Below are 25,075 nucleotides of genomic sequence, written 5' to 3'. Positions count from 1 at the left end.
GCCATGACAACAGTCGCTGCCGCGTGGTTTGCCGTGGTGTTCTTCACCCTCCCCGGATTCGTGTTCTCCTGGGTCGCCGGCATGAAAGCCCCGGCGGCAGGCGCGGCCGCGCTGCCGGTGACCTTCGGCCTGTTCGGCGTGACCTCCTGGTTCTGGGGGCTGACCAGCGCGCCCTACAACCTGTGGACGTTCGGCGTGAGCATGGTCGTGGCACTCATGGCGGCCGCAGCGTGGCGGTACATGTTCGTGCGCCGCGCGCGCCGCGGCGGGGCCGTGAGCTGGCGCCGGGCGCTGTTTCCCGGCGACGTGCGCAAGGGAAGTATCGCCGACCCGTACTGGGCGCTGCCCGCCGTAGGCGTCGGCGTGGGCGCGTTCATGGCGGCCTCGGAGAGGCTGCACTGGCTGGAACGGATGCCCAACGGCGTCTACAACATCGTCCAGGGGTGGGACGTGCAGTGGCACGCCAACCTGGTGCGCTTCATCATGGACGAGGGCATCGCCTCCGCCACCCGCATGGGCGAGCTGCAAAACGTGGAAACCCAGCTGAAGCTGTTCTACCCGTCCGCCTACCACGCAGGCATCGCCCTGTTCGGCGAAACGGCGGGCCTGGACCCGATCCCGGCGCTGAACATCGCCTCCGCCGTGCTGCCGGCGCTGGCGCTGCCGGCGACGCTGGCGTGCCTGGTGTTCGCGTTCTTACGCTCCACGGGTGTCACCGCGCAGATCGCCGCCGCGCTCGCCGCGATCATGGGCTATGCCGCCCCGCAGCTGTTCTGGATCCCAGATTACGTGGGCATGTGGCCCTACCTCTTCGCCGTGGCGCTCACCGGCACCGTGACCTGGCTGCTTATCACCGTGCCGCGCCGGCGCGCCAGCGCCCTGCCCGCCGCACTCGCGTTCGTGGCGGTGCTGTGCGTGCACCCGTCCGCAGTCACCATCGTCGTGCTCGCCGTCGGGTTCTACTGGCTGACCTCCACCCTGATCTCCCCGGAACGCACGCGACTGGCGGACACGCTGTGGATCGCCATGCCCGCCGTCGCCGGCGTTGCCATGTTCGTTCCCCAGGTGCTCGCCGGCTCCGCCCAGGCGGGCGAGGTGGCCTCCTGGCGCCCCGAGGAAACATTGGGCGTCGGCGGCGCGTGGGGCACCGCGCTGCGGATGGAAACGCGCCACGTGCTGCAGTTCTTCCCGGCGTACGACCCCACCGTGCTGCTCTGGCTCGCCGCCGCCGGCGCGGTGGTGTGCCTGCTGTGGCGCCGCCAGATCTGGCCGGTGCTCTTCTACGCGGTGTCTTTGGCCATTACCGCCAACGCCCTGGCGCCGTTCGGCAACCCGCTGGGCAACCTGCTCGACTACGTAGGCAACCTGCACTACAGCACCGGCCACCGCCTGATCATGCCGGTGGTCATGGCTGTCACAGCCTCGGCCGCTATTGCCGTGGCGGCGGGGATTCGCGTGGTCACGGCAGCGCCCGTCGCTAAGCGGTACGCGAAAGGCGAGCGAGCCTCTGCAGTAGCGAGCATCGTCGTCGCCTGCATCGTCGCCTCCGCCGCGGTCCCGATGATCCGCGAGCACACCGACCACGGCGCCGAAAAAACCTACGCCGCCGCCCGCGTCGCCGACCGCATGGTCGACGCCGAGGACCTCGAAGCCTTCGACTGGCTGGCCACCCAACCCGCCGCCTGGGAGGGCCTGACCGCGGGCGACCCCGCCGACGGCTACTCCTGGATGTACGCCTACAACGGCGTGCCCACCCTGAACCGCCACTACCTGTGGCCCAACGGCGGACGCGGCACCAACGGCGACATCATGTACTGGAACGCCGACTTCATCGGCGAGGGCGAACACAACCTCGTCGACGAGACCGTGGAGAACCTCAACGTGAAGTTCTTCCTGCTCAGCCCCGGCGCGTTCTGGAACTACCAGTACCCGCCGTACGAGATGCTGCGCGACTTCTGGGTCTCCGAGGGTGTGACACCCGTCTACCGCAAGGGGAAAACGGCGATCTTCGCGGTGAACAGCCAGTTCAGCGAGGCGGAGCTGGAGGAGATGATCGCAGACGGTAAGGAGCACGGCTCGGACGAGCTGTTTGCGCTCGCGGAGGTGGGCGCGAGGCAGTAAGCTTTTCGCCAGGTGTTTTTCTCGGGGGAGGGGAATTGTCATGGCGAAGCTTCTGCCAACCACGCGTGCCCAGGTGTCGGGGCACAAGTTCATGCGCCGTCGTATGGAGCACGGCCTGGTCTTTGGGGATATCCGCATGATCCACGATCCGTTGGCCTCGAGGCGCCGCGCGACCATTTTCGGCACCGCGGCGGTGGCGATGATTGCGGGTGTGATGGGGCTGTTCGCGTGGATGCGGCCGAACGCGGACCCGGGGGATGCGCCGATTGTGCGCGCCGCGGACGGCACGCTGTATGTGCGCGTGGGGGAGGCGGCGCACCCGGTGACGAACTTGGCGTCGGCGCGCCTGATTGCGGGGCAGGCGGCTGATCCGGCACGCATCGGCGACGAGAAGCTCGCCGAGTTGCCGCGCGGTGTGCCGGTGGGCATCGTCGCCGCACCGGGTATGTTCGCGCCCGAGGACGCGCCATCGGCTAGCTGGTCGGTGTGCGGCGCGGACGCGATTACGGTGGTTGCGGGCAAGGCTCCGGAGCCGTTGCCTATCGACGCCGCCGTCCTCGCCGCCGACACCACCCGCGAGTGGGTGGTTACTGCTGAGGGGCGGCGCCTGCTGCCGGAGGCGCACACCCCGCAGGGCCGCGTGATCCGCCGGGCGCTGGGGATTACTCCGGACACGGCCCGGTGGACACCGCCGACGCAGGTCATCTCCGCGTTGCGGGAGCTGCCGCCGGCGGCGTTGCCGGATCCGCTGCCGCAGATCATCGACGCGGACGACCAAGCCTGGGCGCTCGCCGACGGGCGCATCCAGCCGATCACCGGCACCCAGCGCACCATGCTTTTGGACGCCGGAGCAAAGGCCGCCGTCGCGAGTCGTGAAAGCCTGGCGTCGTACCCGGACGCGGAGGAGGAACTGCGCCTGCCGGGGCAGCGGCCGCGGTGGTTCGAGCCGCACCTGGCGTGCGTGGATCAAAACCGCGGCGGGGCCACCGTAGACGAGGTGCCGGAGGGCATCGAGCTGTCCGGCACGTCCGTGGCCACGCACTTCGCGGGGTTGGACGGCGGCTCCGTCGGGGTGGACTCGGGCCACGGGTTCCACGTCGTTTCCGCCAACGGGCTGCGCCACCGCGCCCCCGACGCCGAGACGCTGGCGACCGTGGGTGCGGCGCACGTGGAGGACGTGCCGTGGGAGATCGTCGCGCTTTTGCCGGAGGGCGCGGAGCTTTCGCGCGACGCGGCGATGACGGCGACGTACTAGCCTCGCCGCGCGGCGCGCAGCGCGACCACCAGCGCGGCCAGCGCGAGCGCCGCGCCGGCGAGCGCGCCGAGCCTGCCCACGGCCGGGTTGGGCCGCGGGTCCACGGGTCTCACTTGGGCGGTCGGGCGGTCCGCCAGCTCGTGCGGCGTCAGTTGGGTCAGCGCTGCCAGCGGGTCGATGGCGCCGCCGCCGGGTTGGGCGGAGGCGTCGAGAAGCGAGCGCACATGCTCCGGGGCGATGCCGGGGTAGCGCGACTGCAACAGCGCCACCGTGCCGCTGACCACCGGGGTGGCGAAGCTCGTGCCCGCGTACGGGTGCACGCCGTCTTTGACCAGCGTGCCTTCCGCCCACCCGCCCGGGGCGAGGGCGGCCGGCACATGCCCCGGCGCGGACAACCCGGCGGGCAGGGAGTAGTCGGCGATGGCGTGGTTGTCGGCGCGCGCGGCGACCGCCAGCACGGTGGGGAAGCGGGCGGGAAAGACCTCGAAGCCGGGTTCGCAGTCCGGCCCGGCGTTGCCCGCGGCGGCGACGACTACCGCGCCTTGCGCCTCCGCGCGGTGGAGGGCGGCGGCGATGCCGGAGGTGTCGATGCGCGAGGCGAACCCGGGCTCCAGGCAGGACACGACGGAGATGTTGAGCACGCTCGCGCCTTCGTCGAGGGCGTTGTGGATCGCGTTGGTGAGCGTTTGCAGGTTGCCGGCGTCGACGTCGCGGTAGTGCGCCGAGGTCTGCCGCACCGAGATGATTTCCGCGTCCGGGGCGATGCCGAGGGTGCGCCCGGCGATGATCCCGGCGACGGCGGTGCCGTGGTTGTCGCAGTCGTGCAGCGCGTCCGCGGCCACGAAGTCGCGGCCCGCGCGCAGGTGGGTGATCTCGGGGTGCGGGGCGACGCCGGTGTCGATCACCGCCACGCGCACCCCGGCGCCGGTGGCGAATTTCCGCAGCGCTTCGGTTGCGGGTGGGGCAGCAGGCTTTGCGACGATCGCCGGCACCGCGCAGGCCACATCCTGGGCTTGGGCAGGCGCAGGCGTGAGGCTGAGCGCGAGCAGGGCAGAGGCGACGAACTTGCGCATGTTAGAGCCCCCGGATCATGTCGAACAGCCCGGTTAAGTGCACCGCCAGCGGGATCACGGCGATGGTGGCGGCGATCTCGGCGCGCTCGAACCACACGATGGTGGTCGGCTCCACATCCGGCACCCGCGGCGCCCACGCGACCGTCGCCACGGCAGCGAGGGCGGCGAGCGCGGCGACGGCGATGCACGCCGGGTGCCCGGTCTTTGCCGCGGCGGCCGCGGCGGCGACCACGGCGGAAAGCGCCACCGCGGTCAGGCACGCCCGCGGCACCGGCCAGTGCTGGCGCGAGGCGTAGACCACGAGTGCCGCGGCCACGCACAGGCAGAACACGAACACCCACGCCCCGCCGGCCCGGCCCAGCCAGAAAAGCGCCGGCACGAAGCACGCGGCGATCGCCGCCGAGATGGCGGAGGCGATGGTGGACGCGGCGGCGCTGCGGGCGTCCACGTCGTGCTGGTAGTCGTCGGAGCGGTCAAACTCCTCGCCGGCGGTGGGCACCCGCGGCACCGTCAGCCCCGCCGCGCGCGTGGCCGTGCCGGGCGTGGCCATCACCCCGAGTACCCCGGTGAGCACCGTCAGCGCCGGTGGGGCGAGCGGGCCGGGCAGCCACACGCCGGCCGCCCCGGCGCCGCCGAGCACGCAGACCGCGGCGGTAAACGCCACCTGTCCCGCCCCGGCCAGACCCAGCGCCACGCCGATCCCGACGGCCACCGCCGCCGCGAGCAAGCCCGCCAACGCTCCGAGGCCGAGCGAGGCAGCATCAGCACCGACGTCGCCGTCGCCACCTCCCGCAACCCACGCGCCCGCGGCGAGCCCCGCCAGCAGCGGCACGGCCGCGAACGCCGCGCGTGACCTGCCTATCGACGCCACCGCCAGCGCCAACAGCGCCACCGCACCCAGCGCGACCGGCCACGGGGCGAACACCCGCGCCAGAAGCAGCACCGCCGCAAGACCGGCGAACGTCGCCGCCGCGTCCAGCCCGCGCACTTGCCGCGCCGACTCGGCCGCCCCGGCCAAGGCGTCGGCCGCGTCGCGCACGACCGGCGGGGGCGTGGGCTCTTGGGGGCGGAGGGCGACGGTGGCGCCGTCGTGAAGCTTGAGCGCGTAGAGCGGCGTGTGCATATCCAGCACCGCCCCGCCCGCGGTGGTGGCTTGCCACGGGCGGTGCACCTCAGGCAGTTCCACCAGTCGGGCGAGCTCCGGCAGCACCTCCGAAAGCGTCGACGATGTCGGCAGAGTGACGTCGATGTCGCGGTGGAACGCGACAACCGAAATGCGGACAGTGACGCGCACAATGTGGTGCGCAGACGTTGCAACCAACTTCAAAACCCCCGAAATATCAGGCGCGGCCCCCATTCGCCGCGCGACGGGAAACAGTATGGCTTACAATCCACAGCGCGTCCACAGTTCGGGGGAACTGTGAGAAAACACGAGGGGGGAAATCCACGATGCTTGGCCTCGACTACGACCAAGTGCTCGCACCAACAACCGGCACCAACGATGCGGCGATCGATGCCGCGCCGCCGCCGACCGGAAACTTGCGCGCTGAACCCGTGCCCGCGGCGCAAAAGCCGCAGTCGCCGCCGGTGATAAAGATCCTGCTGCCGGTGGTGATGGTGGTGGCAGTCGGCGCGGTGATGGTGCTCATGGCCACCTCCGGCCGCGCCGTGAGCCCCATGATGCTGATCTTCCCGTTGATGATGCTCTTCGGGCTGGTGGGTATGTTCAACCCGCAGGAGAAACAGGGCGACATCGACGAGACCCGGCGCGTCTACCTGCGCCACCTCGACGCGCTGGCGGAAAAGGCCCGCGCGAACGCCGCGACCCAGCGCACGCACGCCACCGCACTGCACCCCGCGCCGGGCGAGCTGGTGGCCGCGGTGCCGGTCGAGCGCGTCTGGGAGCGCACAGGTGCCCCCACGGTGCGCCTGGGCACCGGCGCGGGCGCGCTGTGCACCCCGGTGGACGTGGACGATCCGGGCAGCCCCGAGGACTTGGACCCGGTGTGCGCGGTGAGCCTGCGCCGCACCGTCGCGGCGGTGAGCACCGTGCCGGGCATGCCGATCATGGTGCAGCTCGACGCGTTTCCCGCGATCACGCTCGCAGGTCCTACGGCGGCCGACGTGGCGCGCTCCATCGTGTGCCAGCTGGCGTTTTTCTACGGCCCGGAAAAAGTCCGCATCGACGCGCCGTTCGCTTGGGCGAAGTGGCTTCCGCACGCGCGCTCGGAGGGAGCGTTTCGCATTGCGCTTATCGACGGCCACGCCTCGCCCGCCCCCACCGACGCCGACCTGGTGGTGACCATCCACGACGACCCGGACTTCTTCGTCGACCCGGACGCGTTCCACCTGATCTGCACCGACGTGCTCGAGGCCGCCACGGCCCAGGGGATTGAGCAGCTTGGCGTGCCGGATCGGTTCACGGACGCGGAGGCGGAGTTCGTCGCAAGGCACTTAGGCTTTTACCGCCGCCCCGACGGCGCGGTGGAGGCCGGCGGGGATTTTCTGTCCATGCTGGGCGTGCCGGACGTCGACGCGCTGGACGCGCACACGATGTGGCCCGGGGTGCGCAACAAGCTCACCGTGCCGATTGGCGCGACGCCCGACGGCCAGCCGGTGTACCTGGACTTGAAAGAGGCGGCGCTCGGCGGGATGGGCCCGCACGGGCTGTGCATCGGGTCGACCGGGTCCGGCAAGTCGGAGCTTTTGCGGACCCTGGTGGTGGCGCTGGCAGCGACGCACTCGCCCGACGAGCTGAACTTCGTGCTGGTGGACTTCAAAGGCGGCGCGACGTTTTTGGGCTGCGAGTCGCTGCCGCACACCGCCGCGGTGATCACCAACCTGGAGGACGAGGCGGTGCTGGTGGAGCGCATGTTCGACGCAATTTCCGGCGAGATGCACCGCCGCCAGGAACTGCTGCGGGCCGCCGGCAATTTCGCCAACATCACGGACTACACCAAGGCGGGCAACACGTTGCCGTCGCTGGTGATCGTGGTCGACGAGTTCACCGAGCTGCTCACCCAGCACCCGCACTTCGCGGACCTGTTCGTGGCGGTGGGCAGGCTCGGCCGCTCACTCGGCGTGCACCTGCTGCTTGCCTCGCAGCGGCTGGAGGAGGGCAAGCTGCGCGGGCTGGATTCGCACCTGTCCTACCGCATCGGCCTCAAGACGTTTTCCGCCGGCGAGTCCCGCCAAGTCCTCGGCGTGCCGGACGCCTACGAGCTGCCCGGCGAGCCCGGCTCCGGCTACCTCAAAGCCGGCATGGACCTGACCCGCTTCCGGGCGGCGTACGTCTCCGGCCCGTTGACCCGCACCGTGGTGGAGCACCCCGGCGAGCAGCACGTGCGGCTGTTCACCGGCGACGAGATCGAGCTCGCGCCCACCGCCTACGTCGAGGAGGACCGCTCCACCACGCTTTTGGACGCGGTGGTGGCCAAGGCCCGCGACGTTGCCGACGCCCGCGGCATGCGCGCCCACCAGGTGTGGCTGCCGCCGCTGCCAGATCGCATCCCGCTGGCGCAGCTGGCGCACACGGACGGGGCGCTCGGGCTTATCGACGAGCCCTACAAGCAACGCCAAACACCCTTCCACCTGGACCTGAACGCTGCCGGCGGGCACGTCGCCATCGCGGGCGGGCCGCAGACGGGCAAGACGATGGCGGTGCGCAGCATCGTCGCCACGCAAATGCGCGCAGGATTGGCCGTCTACATCATCGGCGACCTGCCGGAGCTCGAGGCGCTGCCGCACGTCGCCGGCGTGGCCAGCATGAAAGACACCGAGCGCACCCGCCGCGTCATCGACGAGGTCACCGGGTTCCTGGACCACCCGCGACCCGTGATGCTCGTCGTCGACGGCTGGCACGCCCTCGACGAGGACCTGCGCGAACCGCTCGCCCGCATCGCCTCCGAAGGCCCCGACGCCGGCATCCACCTCGTGGCGACCACCCAGCGCTGGAGCGCGATCCGCCCGAACGTGCGCGACCTCATCGGCACCCGCCTCGAGCTGCGGCTGACCGAACCGATGGACTCCGTGATCAACCGCAAACACCAGGAAAAACTGCCCGCCACACCCGGCCGCGGCCTGACCCCGGACGGCAAAACCGTCCAGCTCGCCTTCACCAGCGGCGAGGACATCGCCCACCTCGCCACCTCCGACCAGGCGCCGGTGGAGCGGCTGCGGGTGCTGCCGGAGCGCGTGGATACGCACTCGCTTCTCGACGGCCAAAGGATCCCCCTCGGCATCGGCGGCCCCACCCTCGAGCCCGTGTACTCGTCCGGGCACGCCCTGGTCATCGGCGCCGGAGGCTGCGGTAAATCCACCTTCATCGCCAGCACCATCGCCGCGGTGGAGCACATGGGCCGCGAAGCCGCTCGCATGGTGGTGCTCGACCCCAGGCGCGCGCACCTGGGCCGGGCCAGCGAGGAGATGGTCGCCGCCTACGCTGCCTCCACCAGCGCGATCACGCAGGCCGCCAAATCGCTCGCCGTCACGCTCACCGAGCGCCTGCCCGGGGCCGATGTGACACCCGAGCAGCTGCGCGAGCGTTCCTGGTGGACCGGGCCCGAGCTGTACCTGATCATCGACGACTACGAACTCGTCGGCGAAGAACCCTTACGCCCAATCGCGGAACTCTTGCCGCACGCGCGTGACATCGGCCTGCACGTCGTGGCGGCCCGCAAATTCGGCGGCGTCTCGCGCGCGTTGTTCGGGCCGTTCCTCACCGCCGTAAAAGACCTGCACCCCGACGTGCTGCTCATGGACGGCACCCGCGACGAAGGCGCCATCTTCGGCGTGCGACCCAGCCCGCAACAACCCGGCCGCGCCACCTGGATCATCGGGGAAGCGCGCGGCACCGTCCAACTCCCGGAGGCACAATGACCGAGCTGCGCATCACCGCCACCGACGCATCCACCGTGATCACCGGTGCGGCCAACATCCACCGCTTCGACGCGCCCACCAGCCGCGAAATCGCCGGCACCGTCCGCAGCGTGTTAGGCCCCGAGCCGCACGGCGCGCCGGTGCACATCGCCGCCGACCCGCAACGTCTGCGCGAACTCACCCACGCGCTCGCCGACTACGACATCGACCTGACCACCGAACCCCTCGAACCCGCCGCGCCCCCGCCCGACGACGCGCCCGAAGCCTTCCACCGGCCACCGCCGCCCGAGCAGGAGTCGCGCTCCGGCACGTGGATCATCGTCGGCGTCGTCGCCGCGGTCGCGCTGGCCTGCGCCGGCGTGATCTGGGGGCTGACCAGCGGGGGAGCGCAGTCGCAGGCTCCTGCGCAGGAGGAAACGGAGCAGCCGCAACCGCAAGCTCCTGCGCAGTCTCCGTCTCCTGTGCAGGATGAGGAGCGGGCGGAGCAGACGTCGATAAGCATTGAGCGCGACGGCCTCACCGTCCAACTTCCCGCAGGCTTCACCCTCGAAGCCGACGACGGCATGTGGCGCGCCACAGGCGACGACCCAAACTTCCGACTGCAGATGGCCGTCGAGCACCTCTACCAGCTGCCCGCGCGCACCATGGCCGAACAACTGCTCGCTGATATCGAAGCCGACCCGGAAGTCGAACTCGTCGACACCGACGGCGTGTCCGTGACCTACCTCGAGCGCGCCGGGGACGGCTCGCAATCGCTGTGGAAAACCTGGCCCAACGGGACGGTGCAGCTGTTCGTGGGCTGCCACACGCGCGCCGAACCCACCGTCGTGCAACGCGCCACCTGCCGCATGGCCATGGAAACCGCTGAATATAAGGGGGCTGACGTGGGGCCATAAAAAAGTTTTGCGACCGATGGAACCGAAAGGGCCAAACGTCAGTCAGATATACGGACAGCACAGAGGTTGTCCGTCCCAACACACAACGAGGGGGAAAGAAACCATGGAGCAGTTCGCAACCGAAGCCGAGGTCATGCGCGCCGCTGCAGACCGCACCGACGACACCAACGCCGACGTCAACCGCGAAATCGACCGCGTCCAGCAAGTCGCCGAAGCCACCCGCGGCTACTGGGTGGGCAACGCACAGCGCAGCTTCGACGAGCTCATGCTGCGCTACGACGACGCTCAAAAGCGACTTTCTGAGGCACTGAGCGCGATCGCCGTGAACATCCGCGACAACGCCAAGAACTACGAAACCACCGACGCCACCAACACCGACAGCCTCCGCCAGATCGCCGGCGGACTCGCACTGTAAAGGGGAAACAATGCAGATCAAGTACGATTTCGCGCAGATTGCCGGCGCCGCAGAGGACATGCGCGCCTCCGCCTCCCGCATCAACGGCGACCTGGCCGAACTCAAGCAGATGCTCCAGCCCATGGCCCAGACCTGGGAAGGCACCGCAGCCGCGGCCTACCAGGCACACCAGGCCAAGTGGGACCAGGCGGCGGAGGATCTCAACCAGATCCTCAACCAAATCGCCAACACCGTTGAAGACGGCAACACCACCATGCTCGCCGTCAACAACGCAGCCGCAAACAGCTGGGGCTAAAACAACAAGACTTGCGTCGCGGGCCGTGACGGGGCCGTTTTCATCGGGGGACGGGCTCGGCTTCGGACCGGCCCGCGGCGCAACCACACGGGGGATACGGGGGACGTGCCGCCGCAGGTGATGGGGGAATCACCTGCGGCGGCGCTTTTTTTGTTTTCGGGGGCGCGTGCCGTAGGGTGTTATCCCTGTGTGTCCCGCCGGATGCGCTTTTCGGGTCTCCACCGGCCGCCGTAAAGCACAAAGGGGCAGACGAAGTTTTTGGCCGGCAGCCATCTAGACAGACTTTAAGGAGTCATGCATGTCTACTTACCACCCGAAGAGCGGTGACATCACCCGTAAGTGGTACGTCATCGACGCAACCGACGTGGTGCTGGGCAAGCTTGCTTCCACCGTCGCAGACATCCTGCGCGGTAAGCACAAGCCGCAGTACGCACCGAACGTCGACACCGGCGACCACGTCATCGTGATCAACGCCGACAAGATCCACATCTCCTCCAACAAGCGCGAGCGCGAGATGCGTTACCGCCACTCCGGCTACCCGGGTGGTCTGAAGTCCATGACCCTGGGCCGCGCGCTGGACGAGCGTCCGGATCGCGTGATCGAGGAAGCTGTCAAGGGCATGATGCCGCACAACAAGCTTTCCCGTCAGTCCATCAAGAAGCTGCACGTCTTCGTCGGTGCCGAGCACCCGTACGCTGGCCAGCAGCCGGAAACCTACGAGTTTAAGCAGGTGGCACAGTAATGACCGAGCCGAACAACTTCGAAAACACCGCCGCTGAGGACCTGGGCACCGACGTCGACGCCGCAACCGCCGCGACCGAGGAGTTCAACTACACCATCGGCGACGCCATCGCCCCCGAGGCTGAGGCAACCGAGGAGACCGTCGAGGTCGCTCCGCTGCACGAGGGTCCGATCCAGACCGTTGGCCGCCGTAAGCGCGCCATCGCCCGCGTGACCGTCGTCGAGGGCGAGGGCAAGATCACCGTCAACGGCCGCGAGTTCGAGGACTACTTCCCGAACAAGCTGCACCAGCAGGACATCCTCACCCCGCTGACCCTGCTCGAGCGCGAGGGCCAGTTCGACATCAAGGCCAACATCTCCGGTGGCGGCCCGACCGGCCAGTCCGGTGCTCTGCGCCTGGCTATCGCCCGTGCGCTGAACATCTACAACCCGGCTGAGCGCCCGACCCTGAAGAAGGCCGGCCTGCTCACCCGTGACGCCCGTGCCGTGGAGCGCAAGAAGGCAGGTCTGCACAAGGCCCGTCGCGCACCGCAGTACTCCAAGCGTTAATCGCTTTTTGCGCGCGCCGATTCGCCGTCGTCCTTGTTGGGCGGCGGCGTTTCGCGTTGTTTAGGGCAGGGGTGTGCGTCGGGGGCCGAAGAGTTGGTCGAGTGCTCCGCGGTCTGTGTTTCTCAGGTGGTATCCGCGGGGTGAGATCCACCAGGGTGCGCCTCTGATCATGGCGATGCGTCCGCGGGATTTGCGCCAGGGGTCGTCGTCGTTGATCCGATTATGGTACTTACACAGTGGCACCAGGTTGTCCATGTTGGTGTAGCCGCCGTGCTTCCACGCATCCACATGGTGGATCTCCGCACCGTACGCCCCGTGGCGGCAGCCGGGGAACGCGCACACGGGTGAGACCATGCAGGCCATGTCGCGCTGCTTCTGGTTGGCGAAGCGCTCGGTGTCGTACAGGTTCACCGCCCCTTCCTCCGGGTGGAAGGCGGCGACCTCCAAGGCTTCGCCGAACTCTTGCTGCATGTACTCCGCCCCGGTCATGGTGGTGCCGTCAGTCAAGGTGAGGATGACGTCGTCGCCGTCTCCCGCCATGATGCGGGCGTGTTCGGTGATCGGCACCAGCACGATCGGGCGTGGTGCCGCGGCGACGACCCCGCCGGTTTTGCCTTCGACGATGCGCCAGAACGCCTCCTCCATCTGGGGTGCGGCCGGCAGTGTGGCGTCGATGCCTTGCTTGAGGCGGTGCTCCAAATCTGCGGCTTTGCGGTCGGTGGTGTCGATGGTGATGCGCGCCCGCCCGTTTTTCGGCGCGGAGAACGCGACCTGTTTCTTCTTCGGGGTGTCATCGTCGCGGGGCACCAGCTCTCGTGCGGCGCGTTCGATCGCGCGGTACCCGCCGGTGACGTCCAACAAGGCCAGCCGCAGCCGCCACCGCTCGCCGAGATCTTTCACGCCTCCGACGCGGCGTTCGATCAGTGCGAGCTCGTCCAGGGAGAACCCGCGGGCTTTCTGCGCCGCCAAGGCCTGCTTGCGGGTGAACTTGGTGGGCCCGTAGTACACCTTTTGCATTGCGTCCCACGCGCGTGCTCGATCCGGCGCCATGCCAGCCGAAAGCGCGACGGGCAGGTCGAAGTGCCGCAGTGTCTCCATGGATGCTGCGGCCATCGCCTGAATGAATGCGTCGAACGGGTTCATGCCACGAACACTAAAACAAGCGCAACCCCGCCCCGCCCGGCCCTGTGGAATTTGCGTCAGCACCCCTGTGGATAACTACCAAACCCGCAGGTAAAATCGCGCGAAAGTTGGGGTGGCGGAGCGATCGTCGATAGGCAAGTGCATAATTGTGCGCATGACTCGATTGTTCGGAACTGACGGTGTCCGCGGCCTGGCTAACGAGGCCCTCACCGCATCGCTTGCCCTCAAGCTCGGCGCCGCAGCTGCGACCGTGCTGACCAAGGACCGCGGCTCTGAGAAACGCCGCCCGATCGCGCTGATCGGCCGGGACCCGCGCGTCTCCGGCGAGATGCTGGCTGCCGCGATGGCGGCCGGTATGGCGTCGAAAGGCGTGGACGTGCTGCGCGTCGGCGTCATCCCCACCCCGGGCCTGGCGTTTCTCACCGACGACTACGGCGCCGACATCGGTGTGATGATCTCCGCGTCCCACAACCCGATGCCGGATAACGGCATCAAGTTCTTCGCCGCCGGCGGCAAGAAGCTGCCGGACGACATCGAGGACGAGATCGAGCGCGCCATGGCCGTGCTGGAGGAAACGGGCCCGACCGGCACCGCCATTGGGCGCGTGATCGAGGAGGCGCCGGACGCGCAGGAGCGCTACCTCGCCCACCTCAAGGAGGCCGTCACCGAGCCGCTGAGCGGCATCAAGGTCGTGGTGGACTGCGCCAACGGCGCCGCCTCCGAGGTCGCCCCGAAGGCCTATGCCGCCGCCGGCGCCGAGGTCACCGCGATCCACAACACGCCGAACGCCTACAACATCAACGACGGCTCCGGCTCCACCCACATGGACCAGATCCAGGCGGCCGTGGTCGAGCACGGCGCGGACCTGGGCCTGGCGCACGACGGCGACGCCGACCGCTGCCTGGCCGTGGACGCGCAGGGCAACGTCGTCGACGGCGACCAGATCATGGCCATCCTCGCCACCGGCATGAAGGAGTCCAACAGCCTGAAGGACAACACGCTGGTCGCCACGGTGATGAGCAACCTGGGCCTGAAGCTGGCCATGCAGCGCGAGGGAATCGAGGTGCGCGAGACGAAGGTGGGTGACCGCTACGTGCTCGAGGAGCTCGGCAACGGCGATTTCTCGCTGGGCGGCGAGCAGTCCGGCCACATCGTGGCGCCGGCTCACGCCACGACTGGCGACGGCGTGCTGTCCGGCCTCATGCTCATGGAGCGCATGGCGGAGACCGGCAAGTCGCTCGCCGAGCTGGCCGAGGTCATGACGGTGCTGCCGCAGACGCTGATCAACGTGCCGGTGTCCAACAAGGCGCTGATTTTGGAGGACCAGTCCGTCAAGGACGCCATCGCCGAGGCGGAGGCTGAGCTGGGCGATTCCGGCCGCGTGCTGCTGCGCCCGTCGGGCACCGAGGAGCTGTTCCGCGTCATGGTGGAGGCTGCTGAGGAGGAGCAGGCGCGCAAGGTTGCCGGTCGCCTCGCGGCGGTCGTCGCCGCGGTGTAGGTTTAACCGCGGTAAAAGTTTTTTGCCCCGGCAGGGAACCGCCGGGGCTTTGGGGGAGTCTAAGTAAAGGTAAGACAGTTACTGCGAGCCTTTCGGGGGTGGGCATATGACACATGTTGGGGCGCTCGACATCGATATTGATGCGGTGCGCACGAAGTACACAGAGGCTATCGACGCGTACCGCGACGCCGCGCGCGAGCTCGACGCCGAGCGGCCGGTGGTTGCCGCGTCAGCGTTCGGCGCGGGTTTTGCGCAGGAGGGGCGGCGCATCGTGGATGCGCTGGAGGCGTTGCATGCCACGTCGCAACGCTTCCTTGCCGCGCGCGGGGAGAATTGGGGGCAGGTGCTTTTGCTTAGCGACGCCACCGTCGCCGCCGACCAGCTCTCTTCCGAGTATTTGGCATCGATTTCCGGTGGGGTGGATAAGGCATGATGGCTGCGGTGAAAGACGACGTCCAGTCGCTGGTGCGCGCGGTCGATGTCGCGCCGGAGGTGGGGCCGGCGCAGCGCGCGGCGGTCCACGGCCTGGCCGGTGAGTTGCTGGAGCAGGTCGCGCAGACCGACGGGCTAGATCTGAGTGCGTTTGTCGCCGCGGGCCTGAAGTTGTCCGCGGGCGGGCAGCGGCCGGACACGCCGGCGCGGACGTGTTCGTGCGACGAGAGCGACTGGTTCGACGAGGTGGGCATCCGCGAGCGCGAGCGTTGCGACGAAGCACGCGAAACCGAGCATTTCGACCGCGCGAAAGCCGCAGGCGAGTCGATCGGGCAGTGTGGGGAGGCGATCAAGGCGATCGTGGACACCGCGGAGTCGGCGGTGCGCGCCCTGCTGGAGCCGGCGCGGCGCATGCTGGACATCGTGCTGAACTGCGGGATTGTGCAGCTGATCCAGCCGGCGGTGGAGATGGTCATCGAGGCGCTGCGCAGCGCGCGCGAGACCGCCAGCGACCGCAACGGCGTGATCAAGGAGTGCCTGGGGGAGGTGGCCACCCGCGTCGACACCGCGGCCGCAGAGCAGCCGGCCCCGCCGGTGCAGTTCGGAGAGAAGGGGCATTCGCCTTGCGACGTCACGACGCGCCCCGCCGCCGCCACCAGCGCGTCCGACGTATCTGCCGATTCAGGCGCCCGCTTGGGGCTGGATCTGAAGTTGGATCTGACGTTGGACGCGAAACTGGAGGCGACGCTCGGCATCGAGGAGACGGCGCTGGAGGACTGCCCGACGGAGCCTGCGGCTCAACCCGAGTGCGAACCGGAACCGGAACCAGAACCAGAACCGGAGTGCGAACCGGAACCGGAACCAGAACCGGAGTGCGAACCGGAACCGGAACCGCCGCCACCGCCGCCTGCACCTGCGGATGACGGGGTGATCGCCCCGCCGCCGGAGCTGTCGCAGGTGGAGGAACCGGCGCCGCCGCCGAAGAAGCTGGAGAATCTGGAAACGCAGCCGGCGCAGGCGGGAGATGGTGGCGGCAATGACACCGAAGCCGGTGGGGTGGAAGCTGATCCGTGGGCAATGAAGAAGGCAGGGGAGTGGTAGCGATGGATTTCGAGCTTTTTGTGGCGCAGTACCAAAAGCGCACCGCGAAGCGCATGGCGGATTTTGAGGCGTTGATGAAGGAAACGCAGCAGAAGATGGAGATGACCGCCAAGCACCACGCGCGGGCCCGGGAGACGATGCCTCGGCAGCCGGTGACGGTGCCGCGGGGGGATTACAGCATGCCGCGGAGTCGTCGTAACGCTTCGCAAAAGCAGCAGATCCAGGCGGTGCTGCGCGCGATAGGCCCGAACGGCGAAAACCCCGTCGTGTAAGCACGACGGGGGAGGTGGCTAGAACAGGGAGAAGCGGGCGTTGTCGCGCGCCAGGCCGGCGGCCTTGGACAGCTTCTCGCCGGTCAGGGACTCCACGCCGGAGCCTTCGGCTTCCGGCTCGGAGTAGGAGGCGTAGGCCTTGTCTTCGTCGAGCTGGTGCAGCAGGTAGCCCACGAGCAGGCCGCGGATGGTTTCCTGCAGCCCGCGGTCGGACTTGCCCACACCGAGGATGCGCTTGACTAGGTTGTCCTCGGAGAAGGACTGCTGGTCGCCCTTCTTCGGCGCGCGGTAGACCACTTCGCCGGCCCAGTTGTAGGCCAGCTTGGCGGGGTTGCCGGGGTCGAACAGCGAGTCGCCGTCTTCGCCGGGGCCGACGACCATGCCGGGGACGAACAGGTTGCGCGCCGCCTCAACTGCGGACGGCGCCACGTTGGCCGGGTACACCGCCGCCACGGCCTTCGCCTTCGGGTTGTCCACCGCGGCGAGCACGGCGGCGCCGCCGCCCATGCCGTGGCCGACGATGCCGAGCTTGCCGGGGGAGATGGAGATGTTGCCGTTGCCCAGGCGCACGCCGCCGAGGATCTGCATGGCGGTCTCCAGGTCGGCGGCGAGGCCGACGTGGTCGGGCTTGAAGCCGGTTTCGGTGTCCGGCGCGGCCACGGCGATGCCCCAGCTGGCCAGGTGGCGCAGGGTGTCCTCGTAGGCGGCGACGTCCTTGAGCCAGTCGTGGCCGAACGCCACGCCGGGCAGGTTCTTGCCTTCGGCGGGGGTGTAGACCTTGCCGGGCAGGCCGGTGTAGCCCAGGTCGCCTTCCAGGACGCGGTGCGGGCCGCGCTTGGACAGGTCGGAGAGTTTCTTCAGCTTCGCAGACACGCGGGCAATCCTACTGCAAACCTGTCTCCGCTAGGGTGAGTCCGACAAACCCCACACACAGGAGGTCGGATGCTCGGTGCTTTGCAGCTGGCGTTCATTGATTCGGTGAATCTGCTCCTCATCGGCGTCATCGTCGCAGTCGGCATTGCTGCACGGAGCAACTACGCCAAGACCACCGCGCTGCTGATCGCGGGCGATTGGTGCGGCGTGGCTGGCTTGGCGCTGATCATGCTGGTGATTTTCGACGGCCTGGGCCCGGTGGTGCAGCGCTTCGTCGAAGGCCCGGTGTTCGGCATTTTGCTCCTCGCCACCGGCGTCCTCACCGCCGTCCTTGCGGTGCGCGGCGGCAACAACCAGGCGCTGGTGCAGAAGATCATGCGCCCGCTGCACACCCCCGGCCCGGCCACCGTGGGAACCGGCATGGTGCTCGGTTTGATCCAGTCGGCGACCTCGTTGCCGTTTTACGGCGGGCTGGCACTGCTGTCGGCGGCCGGCGTCGACGCGCAGGTGCGCTACGCTGCGATCCCGCTGTACGCGACGGTGGCGCTGTCGCTGCCCACGTTGGCGGCGTTGGCCGTCGGCTGGGTGCGCGCGAAGCCGGACAGCGCCGCCGCGCGCGGCTTCGACTGGGCGCGCGCCCACCCCGACCAGGTCACGGCTGCTGCGACGTGGTCGGTGGCGGTGCTGCTCATCGTTTTGGGTGTGACCCACGTGGTGTAATAGGCCCGTGCTGACAACAACGATCGATCTGGACGCTATCGCGCACAACACCCGCCGCCTGCGCGAGCAGACGACCGCGGAGATGATGTGCGTGGTCAAGGCGGACGCCTACAATCACGGCGTTAAGCGCTGCGTGCCGGTGATGGAGGCGAATGGCGCGGACGCGTTCGGCGTGGCCACGTTAGCGGAGGCGCGCCGGGTGCGCGAGCTCACCACTAAACCGGTGCTGGCTTGGCTGTGGGATCCGAAAGAGGAGCTGCCGGCTGGCGTCGACGTGGGGGTGCCGTCGTTCACGCATTTGCATTCGCTTATCAACGCACCAACGGCGCCCACCGTCTACCTCAAAGTGGACACGGGGATGCACCGCTCCGGCATCGACGAGGTCCGCTGGCAGGAGGCCTTCGAGCTCGCCCTGGACGCGCAGCGCGAAGGCAAGCTCGAGGTTGCGGGGCTGATGACGCACTTCAGCTGCGCCGACGACCCGTCCGACCCGTACACGGACCAGCAAGCGGCCGCGTTTCGCCGCGCGATCGCCCAGGCCCGCCAGGTGGGCCTTGAGGTGCCGCGCAACCACGCGGCGAACTCGCCGGCGACGTGGACCCGCCCGGACCTGCACTTCGACATGGTCCGGCCGGGTTTGAGCCTGTACGGCCTGGAGCCGGTCGACGGCCTCGACCACGGACTGAAACCGGCGATGACCTGGTCGGCGCCGGTGGTGACGGTGAAACCGATGCGCAAAGGCGAGGCCACCAGCTACGCCCGGACCTGGGAAGCGCCGGCGGACGGGTTCACGGCCGTGATCCCCGCGGGCTACGCGGACGGGGTGCAGCGCTCCTGGCAGGGCGCCGTCGAGGTCGACATCGCGGGCCGGAGCTACCAGCAGGTGGGCCGGGTGTCCATGGACCAGATTGTGGTCTGGCTCGGCGACAACGACGCAGGTGTCGCCGCGGGCGACGAGGCCGTCATCTTCGGCGACGCCACCGCGCTGGCCAAGCGCGCCGGCACCATCAACTACGAGGTGGTCTGCGCCCCGCGCGGGCGCACCACCCGCCGCTACATCGGGGAGGGCAAGTAGATGAAGTCCACGTTTCCGGCGCAGGGCGAGCGGTTGTGCGACGATGCCCAAGATACGCAAACGCTCGGCGAAGAGCTGGGGCAGACGCTCGAGGCGGGCGACCTCGTGGTGCTCGACGGCCCGCTCGGCGCGGGCAAGACCACCTTCACACAGGGCATCGCGAGGGGCATGGGGGTCAAGGGCCGGGTGACGAGCCCGACGTTCGTGATTGCGCGGGAGCACTCGTCGATAGGCAATGGCCCCTCGCTCGTGCACGTGGACGCCTACCGGCTCGGCGACGACCCGCTGGGCGAGCTCGACGCCCTCGACTTAGACAGCGCCCTCGAAGATGCCGTGGTGGTGGCCGAGTGGGGCGGCGGCCTGGTGGAGCAACTCGCGCAGCGCCACGTGCACGTCACGCTGGATCGGCGCACGCACGCCGACACAGAAGCCCGCATTATCTCCTGGCGCGTCGAAGACGGGATGTAGGCTTACACGCATGCTCAACCTCACTAGCCAGTCCCGCCGCTGGATCGTGCTCGCAGCTGTGCTGTGGCTCGTGATTTTGGCGGGGATCATCTTCATCCCGCAGTCCCGTTCCACCGAGGTCGCCCAGGTGACGCCCACGAACTCGCTGACGCGCTCGCTGCAGCAGACCCGCCCGGGCGGCGACGCCGTGTCTGCGCAGCTGGTGGACCCGGCGCGCATCTACGACGCGGAGCGCTACCTCGGCTACACCACGCTGTGCCCGGGCGAGCCGCAGGAGCTGGTGGACGCCAAGCTTGAGGCCTTCGGCATCAGCGCCGACGACCTGGACCTCGGCGGCGACCTCGGCTACGTCCTGCTCATCCCGGGCGGCGAGGGCGAGGCTCCCATGGTGGACCCGGTGGAGCTGAACAAGGTGGACATCTGCACCGTGCCGCAGTCCGAGTCCTTCCCGCTCAACACCGCGATGCCGTTCCACATGAACCAGGGCCGCTGGACCCTCGGGTTGGGCCAGTAATGCTCGTTCTCGCCCTGGACACCGCCACGACTGACCTGGTCGCAGGCATCGTGGACGGGGACCGTGTGCTCGCGGAGACGGCCGTTGCCACCCGCGCGCACAACGAGACGCTCATGCCGGAGATCACCCGGTTGTTGGGGGAGGCGGGCGTCGAGTTCGCGGACCTGGGCGCGGTCGTGGTCGGCTGCGGCCCGGGGCCGTTTACCGGCCTGCGCGTGGGCATGTCCACCGCGTCGGCGCTGGGGCAGGCGCTTGCCATTCCGGTGCACGGGGTGTGCACGCATGACGCGGTTGCCGCGTCGCTTGGCGGTGAGGCGCTGGTGGTCACCGACGCGCGCCGCCGCGAGGTGTACTGGGCGCGCTACTCCGGCGGCGAGCGGGTGGCGGGCCCGGACGTGTGCAGGCCGGCGGACCTTTCTTCGCCCGCGGTGGACGTGGTCAGCGTGCCGTCGTCGCTCGCGGAGCTTTTGCCTATCGACGCCCAAAGGGTGACCTACCAACCCCCAACACCTGGCGGCCTCGTCGCAGTCGCCGACCTGGACGCGCCGCCGGAGCCGCTGGTGCCGCTGTATCTGCGCCGGCCAGATGCGGTGCCGCCGAAGCAGGCACCGAAGTCGCCGGCGCTGCCATGAGCCTGAGTTTCCGCGAGCTGACCGTCGCGGACGCCCCGGCGGCCGCCGCCATCGAGGCGGTGCTCTTCGCCGGCGACAGCCCGTGGTCCGAGGCGGCGTACCGTTCCGAGATCGCCGCGCGCCACACCTTCTACCTGGGTGCCTTCGACGGCGATGAGCTGGTCGGCTTTGCGGGCCTGGCCATGCTCGGGCCGAAAGACGACCCGGAGTTTGAGATCCACACCATCGGCGTCGAACCCTCCCGGCAGGGCGAGGGCCTGGGCCGGGCGCTGATGGACCAGATGATGCACACCGTGGACCTTTTGGGCGGGCCGTGCTTCTTGGAGGTGCGTGTGGACAACACGCCCGCGATCCGGCTGTACGAAAGCTTCGGGTTTTTCACCGCGGGCGTGCGCAAGAACTACTATCAGGCCTCCGGCATGGACGCGTACACCATGACGCGGCCGAAGAAGAGCGAAAGGCGAGACCAGTGATTGTGTTGGGCATCGAGTCCTCGTGCGACGAAACCGGCGTGGGCGTTGTCGAGCTGCGTGAAGACGGCACGATGGACATCCTCGCCGACGTCGTCGCCTCCTCGATGGAGCAGCACGCCCGCTTCGGCGGGGTCGTGCCCGAGATCGCCTCGCGCGCCCACCTGGAGGCCATGCCGCAGGTGATGGAGAAGGCGCTGGCGGACGCGGGCATCGACAAGCCGGACGCGGTCGCCGCCACTGTGGGCCCGGGCCTGGCCGGCGCGCTGCTGGTCGGCGCGTCCGCGGCCAAGGCATACGCGGCGGCGTGGGGCGTGCCGTTTTACGGCGTGAACCACCTAGGCGGGCACGTCGCGGTAGCGAACCTGGACGGCGAGTCGCTGCCGCACGCGGTCGCGCTGCTGGTCTCCGGGGGGCACACGCAGCTGCTCGAGGTTGAGGCCGTGGGCAAGCCGATGCGGGAGTTGGGCACCACGCTCGACGACGCCGCCGGCGAGGCCTACGACAAAGTCGCCCGCCTGCTGGGCTTGGGCTACCCCGGCGGCCCGGTGGTGGACAGGCTCGCGGCCGAAGGCGACCCGGAGGCAGTGAAGTTCCCGCGGGCGCTATCGCGCGCCGAGGACCTGCGCGGCGAGCACCGCTACAACTTCTCCTTCTCGGGCCTGAAAACCGCGGTGGCCCGCCACGTCGAGGCCGCCGAGCGCGACGGCCGCGTGATCTCGCTGGAGGACGTCTGCGCGTCCTTCCAGGAGGCAGTCTGCGACGTACTCACCGCGAAAGCCGTCATGGCCTGCCAGGACACCGGCGCGAACACGCTGCTGCTCGGCGGCGGCGTGGCCGCGAACCGCAGGCTTCGCGAACTTGCGCAGCAGCGCTGCGACGCGGCCGGTATTGAGCTGCGCGTGCCGCGGTTCAACCTGTGCACGGACAACGGGGTGATGATCGCGGCGTTGGCCGCGCAGCTCATCCACGAAGGCGCTGCGCCGTCTGGGCTGGGCGTGGGCACGGACACGTCGCTGGAGGTCGAGGTCCCGCTCGTGTCGTCGTAAAGCGGAAAGTGCTGGCTGCGGATACGCTTGGGGCCTGCATGTCTTGTTCGACGAAAGGATTACCCGTGTCCGCTGAAACTACCGAGCAGTTCGACCAGGGCCAGGCCGACCGTGAGCGCTTCGGGTTCCTGGTCAACCCGGATCTGACCTACCGCCGCATCGTCTTCGACGAGGACACGGTGCGCGAGACCCTCGGCGGCGTGACCGACGACGTTGTCGACGTGGCCTTCGATCAGGAGGGCAACCGCTTCCACGCCATCTTCCGCCCGGACGCGGCCCAGCTGGGCCAGGAGCCGAACCCGGTGGCGTCGCTGGCGCGCAACACCGCGGAGACGGACAACCCGGAGTTCCTCACCGACCCCACCCGCGCAATCTCCGGCCCGGTGATTTTCACGGCGCGCGACGGGGAGAGCGTGGACGAGCGCACCATCGGCAAGGTGCTGCAGGCCATCCGCGCGGTGGAGAATTACCGCGCCGACAACGCCGAAGAGTACGAGCTTTGGCGAAACGCGGTGCTCAACACCTAAATCGCGCTAACACACAGCCTGTGGTTGTTGGCTGGCACTCTCGGGGGTAGAGTGCCAAAGCAGGTTGTGTGAAGCACAGTTGTTCACCCGCGACGACGGCTGCGCCTCTTCAGACCTGAACTGTTGAATCATTCACCAATGAAAGGTTGCTGATCATGGCAAACGTCAACATCAAGCCGCTGGAGGACAAGGTCCTCGTCCAGATCGCCGAGGCTGAGACCACCACCGCGTCCGGCCTGGTTATCCCGGATTCCGCCGCGGAGAAGCCGCAGGAAGCCGTCGTCATCGCTGTCGGCCCGGGCCGCCTGGACGACAACGGCAACCGTGTCGCCGTGGACGTCAAGGAGGGCGACACCGTCGTTTTCTCCAAGTACGGCGGCACCGAGCTGAAGTACGGCGGCGAGGAGTACCTGCTGCTGTCCGCCCGTGACCTGCTGGCCGTCGTCGAGAAGTAAGCGCCATGGCAAAACTCATCGCATTTGATCAGGAGGCCCGCGAGGGCATCCAGCGCGGCGTGGACACGCTCGCCGACGCGGTGAAGGTCACCCTCGGCCCCCGCGGCCGCAACGTCGTGCTGTCCAAGTCCTGGGGTGGGCCGACCGTCACCAACGACGGCGTGACCATCGCCCGCGACATCGACCTCGAGGACCCGTTTGAAAACCTCGGTGCGCAGCTGGTGAAGTCCGTCGCAGTCAAGACGAACGACATTGCCGGCGACGGCACCACCACCGCAACGCTTCTGGCTCAGGCGCTCGTCGCCGAGGGCCTGCGCAACGTCGCGGCCGGCGCGAACCCGATCGAGCTGAACAAGGGCATCAAGGCCGCCGCAGACAAGGTCGTCGAGGAGCTCAAGGCCCGCGCGACCGACGTGCAGTCCTCCGCCGAGATCGCGAACGTGGCCACCGTGTCCTCGCGTGACCCGGAGGTCGGCGAGATGGTCGCCGGCGCCATGGACAAGGTGGGCAAGGACGGCGTGCTCACCGTCGAGGAGTCCCAGTCCATCGACTCGTACGTGGATCTCACCGAGGGAATCTCCTTTGACAAGGGCTTCCTCTCGCCGTACTTCATGACGGACCCGGACGCCGGCCAGGCAGTGCTGGAAAACGCCCGCGTGCTGCTGGTGCGCGGCAAGATTTCCTCCCTGCCGGACTTCCTGCCGCTTTTGGAGCAGGCCGCTTCCGAGTCCGTGCCGCTGTTCGTGGTGGCAGAGGACATCGAGGGCGAGGCGCTGCAGGCGCTGGTGGTCAACTCCATCCGCAAGATCCTCAAGGTTGTCGCAGTGAAGTCGCCGTACTTCGGCGAGCGCCGCAAGGCGTTTATGGACGACCTCGCGGTGGTCACCGCCGCGACCGTGATCGACCCGGAGGTCGGCGTCAACCTCAAGGACGCCACCCTGGACCACCTCGGTTCCGCCCGCCGCGTGACGGTGACGAAGGACGACACCGTCATCGTCGACGGCGCCGGCACCGCTGAGGCAGTGGAGGACCGCCGCAACCAGATCCGCCGCGAGATCGAGTCCACCGACTCGACCTGGGACAAGGAGAAGGCGGAAGAGCGCCTGGCCAAGCTGTCCGGCGGTGTGGCCGTGCTGCGCGTCGGCGCTGCCACCGAGACCGAGCAGAACGAGCGCAAGCTGCGCGTCGAGGACGCCATCAACGCCGCCCGCGCGGCGGCGGACGAGGGCATCATCGCTGGCGGCGGCTCCGCGTTGGTGCAGATTGCCAAGCAGCTCGAGACCTTCGCCGAGGGCTTCGAGGCCGAGCAGAAGACCGGCGTGCTGGCCGTGGCCCGCGCCCTGTCCAAGCCGGCGTTTTGGATTGCCGACAACGCGGGCCTCGACGGCGCCGTTGTGGTGTCCAAGGTCGCCGAGATGCAAAACGGCGAGGGCTTCAACGCCGCCACGCTCGAGTACGGCAACCTCATCGAGCAGGGCATCATCGACCCGGTGAAGGTCACCCACAGCGCGGTGGTCAACGCCGCGTCGGTGGCGCGCATGGTGCTCACCACGGAAGCGTCTGTGGTGACTAAGCCCGCTGAGGAAGACGAGCACGAGGGCCACGCGCACTAGTCGCGCATCA

Annotated in this window: 26 protein-coding genes; 22 read left to right on the top strand and 4 right to left on the bottom strand. The window is 68.8% G+C overall.

What is annotated here, in order from left to right:
* Positions 1-3: 3 nt before the first annotated feature.
* Positions 4-2,121 (top strand): DUF6541 family protein, encoded by a 2,118-nt coding sequence (locus tag O5O53_RS01190; RefSeq protein WP_269508330.1) that lies wholly within the window; start codon positions 4-6, stop codon positions 2,119-2,121.
* Positions 2,122-2,161: 40 nt separating this feature from the next.
* Entirely contained in the window at positions 2,162-3,376 is a 1,215-nt protein-coding gene (gene eccB / locus O5O53_RS01185) for a type VII secretion protein EccB (protein ID WP_269508328.1), read from the top strand.
* Here the strand turns inward: eccB and O5O53_RS01180 are convergent.
* Positions 3,373-4,449, bottom strand: coding sequence for a S8 family serine peptidase (locus tag O5O53_RS01180; protein ID WP_269508325.1), 1,077 nt, complete (start codon positions 4,447-4,449; stop codon positions 3,373-3,375). The two genes, eccB and O5O53_RS01180, sit on opposite strands and share 4 nt — an antisense overlap.
* Position 4,450: 1 nt before the next feature.
* Positions 4,451-5,770, bottom strand: a complete 1,320-nt coding sequence (gene eccD, locus O5O53_RS01175) for a type VII secretion integral membrane protein EccD (protein WP_269508322.1) — start codon at positions 5,768-5,770, stop codon at positions 4,451-4,453.
* 128 nt (positions 5,771-5,898) lie between these two features.
* Between eccD and eccCb the strand changes: the two genes are divergently transcribed.
* The 6 genes from eccCb to rpsI all read left to right on the top strand — a co-directional run bounded on the left by eccCb (position 5,899) and on the right by rpsI (position 12,223).
* Complete coding sequence (gene eccCb / locus O5O53_RS01170) at positions 5,899-9,327, top strand: type VII secretion protein EccCb (RefSeq protein ID WP_269508320.1); 3,429 nt, start codon at positions 5,899-5,901, stop codon at positions 9,325-9,327.
* On the top strand, positions 9,324-10,223 hold the full coding sequence (locus tag O5O53_RS01165) for a type VII secretion-associated protein (protein ID WP_269508317.1): 900 nt from the start codon (positions 9,324-9,326) through the stop codon (positions 10,221-10,223). Before eccCb ends, O5O53_RS01165 begins: the two co-directional genes overlap by 4 nt.
* Positions 10,224-10,326: 103 nt before the next feature.
* The gene (locus O5O53_RS01160) at positions 10,327-10,638 is read left to right on the top strand and encodes a WXG100 family type VII secretion target (protein WP_239217657.1); all 312 of its coding nucleotides are present in this window, start codon (positions 10,327-10,329) and stop codon (positions 10,636-10,638) included.
* A gap of 10 nt (positions 10,639-10,648) precedes the next feature.
* Entirely contained in the window at positions 10,649-10,933 is a 285-nt protein-coding gene (locus O5O53_RS01155) for a WXG100 family type VII secretion target (protein ID WP_239307026.1), read from the top strand.
* A gap of 298 nt (positions 10,934-11,231) precedes the next feature.
* Positions 11,232-11,675, top strand: coding sequence for a 50S ribosomal protein L13 (rplM, locus tag O5O53_RS01150; RefSeq protein WP_034997310.1), 444 nt, complete (start codon positions 11,232-11,234; stop codon positions 11,673-11,675).
* Complete coding sequence (rpsI, locus tag O5O53_RS01145) at positions 11,675-12,223, top strand: 30S ribosomal protein S9 (protein WP_236883584.1); 549 nt, start codon at positions 11,675-11,677, stop codon at positions 12,221-12,223. The genes rplM and rpsI overlap by 1 nt, the downstream gene beginning before the upstream one ends.
* A 60-nt stretch (positions 12,224-12,283) precedes the next feature.
* Here the strand turns inward: rpsI and O5O53_RS01140 are convergent, their stop codons facing one another.
* The gene (locus O5O53_RS01140) at positions 12,284-13,366 is read right to left on the bottom strand and encodes an HNH endonuclease signature motif containing protein (RefSeq protein ID WP_269508314.1); all 1,083 of its coding nucleotides are present in this window, start codon (positions 13,364-13,366) and stop codon (positions 12,284-12,286) included.
* Between the two features lie 154 nt (positions 13,367-13,520).
* On the opposite strand from O5O53_RS01140, the gene glmM reads away from it, so the two are divergent.
* The 4 genes from glmM to O5O53_RS01120 all read left to right on the top strand — a co-directional run bounded on the left by glmM (position 13,521) and on the right by O5O53_RS01120 (position 16,669).
* Positions 13,521-14,864, top strand: coding sequence for a phosphoglucosamine mutase (gene glmM / locus O5O53_RS01135; RefSeq protein WP_269508311.1), 1,344 nt, complete (start codon positions 13,521-13,523; stop codon positions 14,862-14,864).
* Between the two features lie 106 nt (positions 14,865-14,970).
* Positions 14,971-15,297 carry a hypothetical protein gene (locus O5O53_RS01130; RefSeq protein WP_269508308.1) on the top strand — a complete coding sequence of 109 codons (327 nt, stop codon included), beginning with the start codon at positions 14,971-14,973 and terminating at the stop codon, positions 15,295-15,297.
* Positions 15,297-16,397: a hypothetical protein gene (locus O5O53_RS01125; protein WP_269508305.1), complete on the top strand. Its 1,101-nt coding sequence runs from the start codon at positions 15,297-15,299 to the stop codon at positions 16,395-16,397. The genes O5O53_RS01130 and O5O53_RS01125 overlap by 1 nt, the downstream gene beginning before the upstream one ends.
* A gap of 2 nt (positions 16,398-16,399) precedes the next feature.
* Positions 16,400-16,669: a hypothetical protein gene (locus O5O53_RS01120; RefSeq protein ID WP_181889840.1), complete on the top strand. Its 270-nt coding sequence runs from the start codon at positions 16,400-16,402 to the stop codon at positions 16,667-16,669.
* Positions 16,670-16,687: 18 nt separating this feature from the next.
* Here the strand turns inward: O5O53_RS01120 and O5O53_RS01115 are convergent, their stop codons facing one another.
* Positions 16,688-17,542: a dienelactone hydrolase family protein gene (locus O5O53_RS01115; RefSeq protein ID WP_269508302.1), complete on the bottom strand. Its 855-nt coding sequence runs from the start codon at positions 17,540-17,542 to the stop codon at positions 16,688-16,690.
* Positions 17,543-17,611: 69 nt separating this feature from the next.
* On the opposite strand from O5O53_RS01115, the gene O5O53_RS01110 reads away from it, so the two are divergent.
* From O5O53_RS01110 to groL, 10 genes are all read left to right on the top strand, one after another.
* Positions 17,612-18,262: a sulfite exporter TauE/SafE family protein gene (locus tag O5O53_RS01110; RefSeq protein ID WP_269508299.1), complete on the top strand. Its 651-nt coding sequence runs from the start codon at positions 17,612-17,614 to the stop codon at positions 18,260-18,262.
* Between the two features lie 7 nt (positions 18,263-18,269).
* Positions 18,270-19,337 carry an alanine racemase gene (gene alr / locus O5O53_RS01105; RefSeq protein ID WP_269508296.1) on the top strand — a complete coding sequence of 356 codons (1,068 nt, stop codon included), beginning with the start codon at positions 18,270-18,272 and terminating at the stop codon, positions 19,335-19,337.
* The gene (gene tsaE / locus O5O53_RS01100) at positions 19,338-19,805 is read left to right on the top strand and encodes a tRNA (adenosine(37)-N6)-threonylcarbamoyltransferase complex ATPase subunit type 1 TsaE (RefSeq protein WP_239307036.1); all 468 of its coding nucleotides are present in this window, start codon (positions 19,338-19,340) and stop codon (positions 19,803-19,805) included.
* Positions 19,806-19,815: 10 nt separating this feature from the next.
* Entirely contained in the window at positions 19,816-20,319 is a 504-nt protein-coding gene (locus tag O5O53_RS01095) for a hypothetical protein (protein ID WP_269508293.1), read from the top strand.
* The gene (gene tsaB, locus O5O53_RS01090; RefSeq protein WP_269508290.1) at positions 20,319-20,951 is read left to right on the top strand and encodes a tRNA (adenosine(37)-N6)-threonylcarbamoyltransferase complex dimerization subunit type 1 TsaB; all 633 of its coding nucleotides are present in this window, start codon (positions 20,319-20,321) and stop codon (positions 20,949-20,951) included. Before O5O53_RS01095 ends, tsaB begins: the two co-directional genes overlap by 1 nt.
* Positions 20,948-21,424 carry a ribosomal protein S18-alanine N-acetyltransferase gene (gene rimI / locus O5O53_RS01085; RefSeq protein ID WP_269508287.1) on the top strand — a complete coding sequence of 159 codons (477 nt, stop codon included), beginning with the start codon at positions 20,948-20,950 and terminating at the stop codon, positions 21,422-21,424. Before tsaB ends, rimI begins: the two co-directional genes overlap by 4 nt.
* Entirely contained in the window at positions 21,421-22,470 is a 1,050-nt protein-coding gene (gene tsaD / locus O5O53_RS01080) for a tRNA (adenosine(37)-N6)-threonylcarbamoyltransferase complex transferase subunit TsaD (RefSeq protein WP_269508284.1), read from the top strand. The genes rimI and tsaD overlap by 4 nt, the downstream gene beginning before the upstream one ends.
* 65 nt (positions 22,471-22,535) lie before the next feature.
* A complete protein-coding gene (locus O5O53_RS01075; protein ID WP_269508282.1) occupies positions 22,536-22,997 on the top strand; it encodes a hypothetical protein in 462 nt (153 codons plus the stop codon).
* Between the two features lie 155 nt (positions 22,998-23,152).
* The gene (gene groES, locus O5O53_RS01070; RefSeq protein ID WP_038609785.1) at positions 23,153-23,452 is read left to right on the top strand and encodes a co-chaperone GroES; all 300 of its coding nucleotides are present in this window, start codon (positions 23,153-23,155) and stop codon (positions 23,450-23,452) included.
* 5 nt (positions 23,453-23,457) lie between these two features.
* On the top strand, positions 23,458-25,065 hold the full coding sequence (gene groL, locus O5O53_RS01065; protein WP_269508275.1) for a chaperonin GroEL: 1,608 nt from the start codon (positions 23,458-23,460) through the stop codon (positions 25,063-25,065).
* Positions 25,066-25,075: the final 10 nt, after the last annotated feature.

It is taken from the genome of Corynebacterium faecium (assembly GCF_027257105.1).
GTDB classification, from domain to species: Bacteria; Actinomycetota; Actinomycetes; order Mycobacteriales; family Mycobacteriaceae; genus Corynebacterium; species Corynebacterium lehmanniae.
This window is presented reverse-complemented; position numbering and strand designations above follow the sequence as displayed.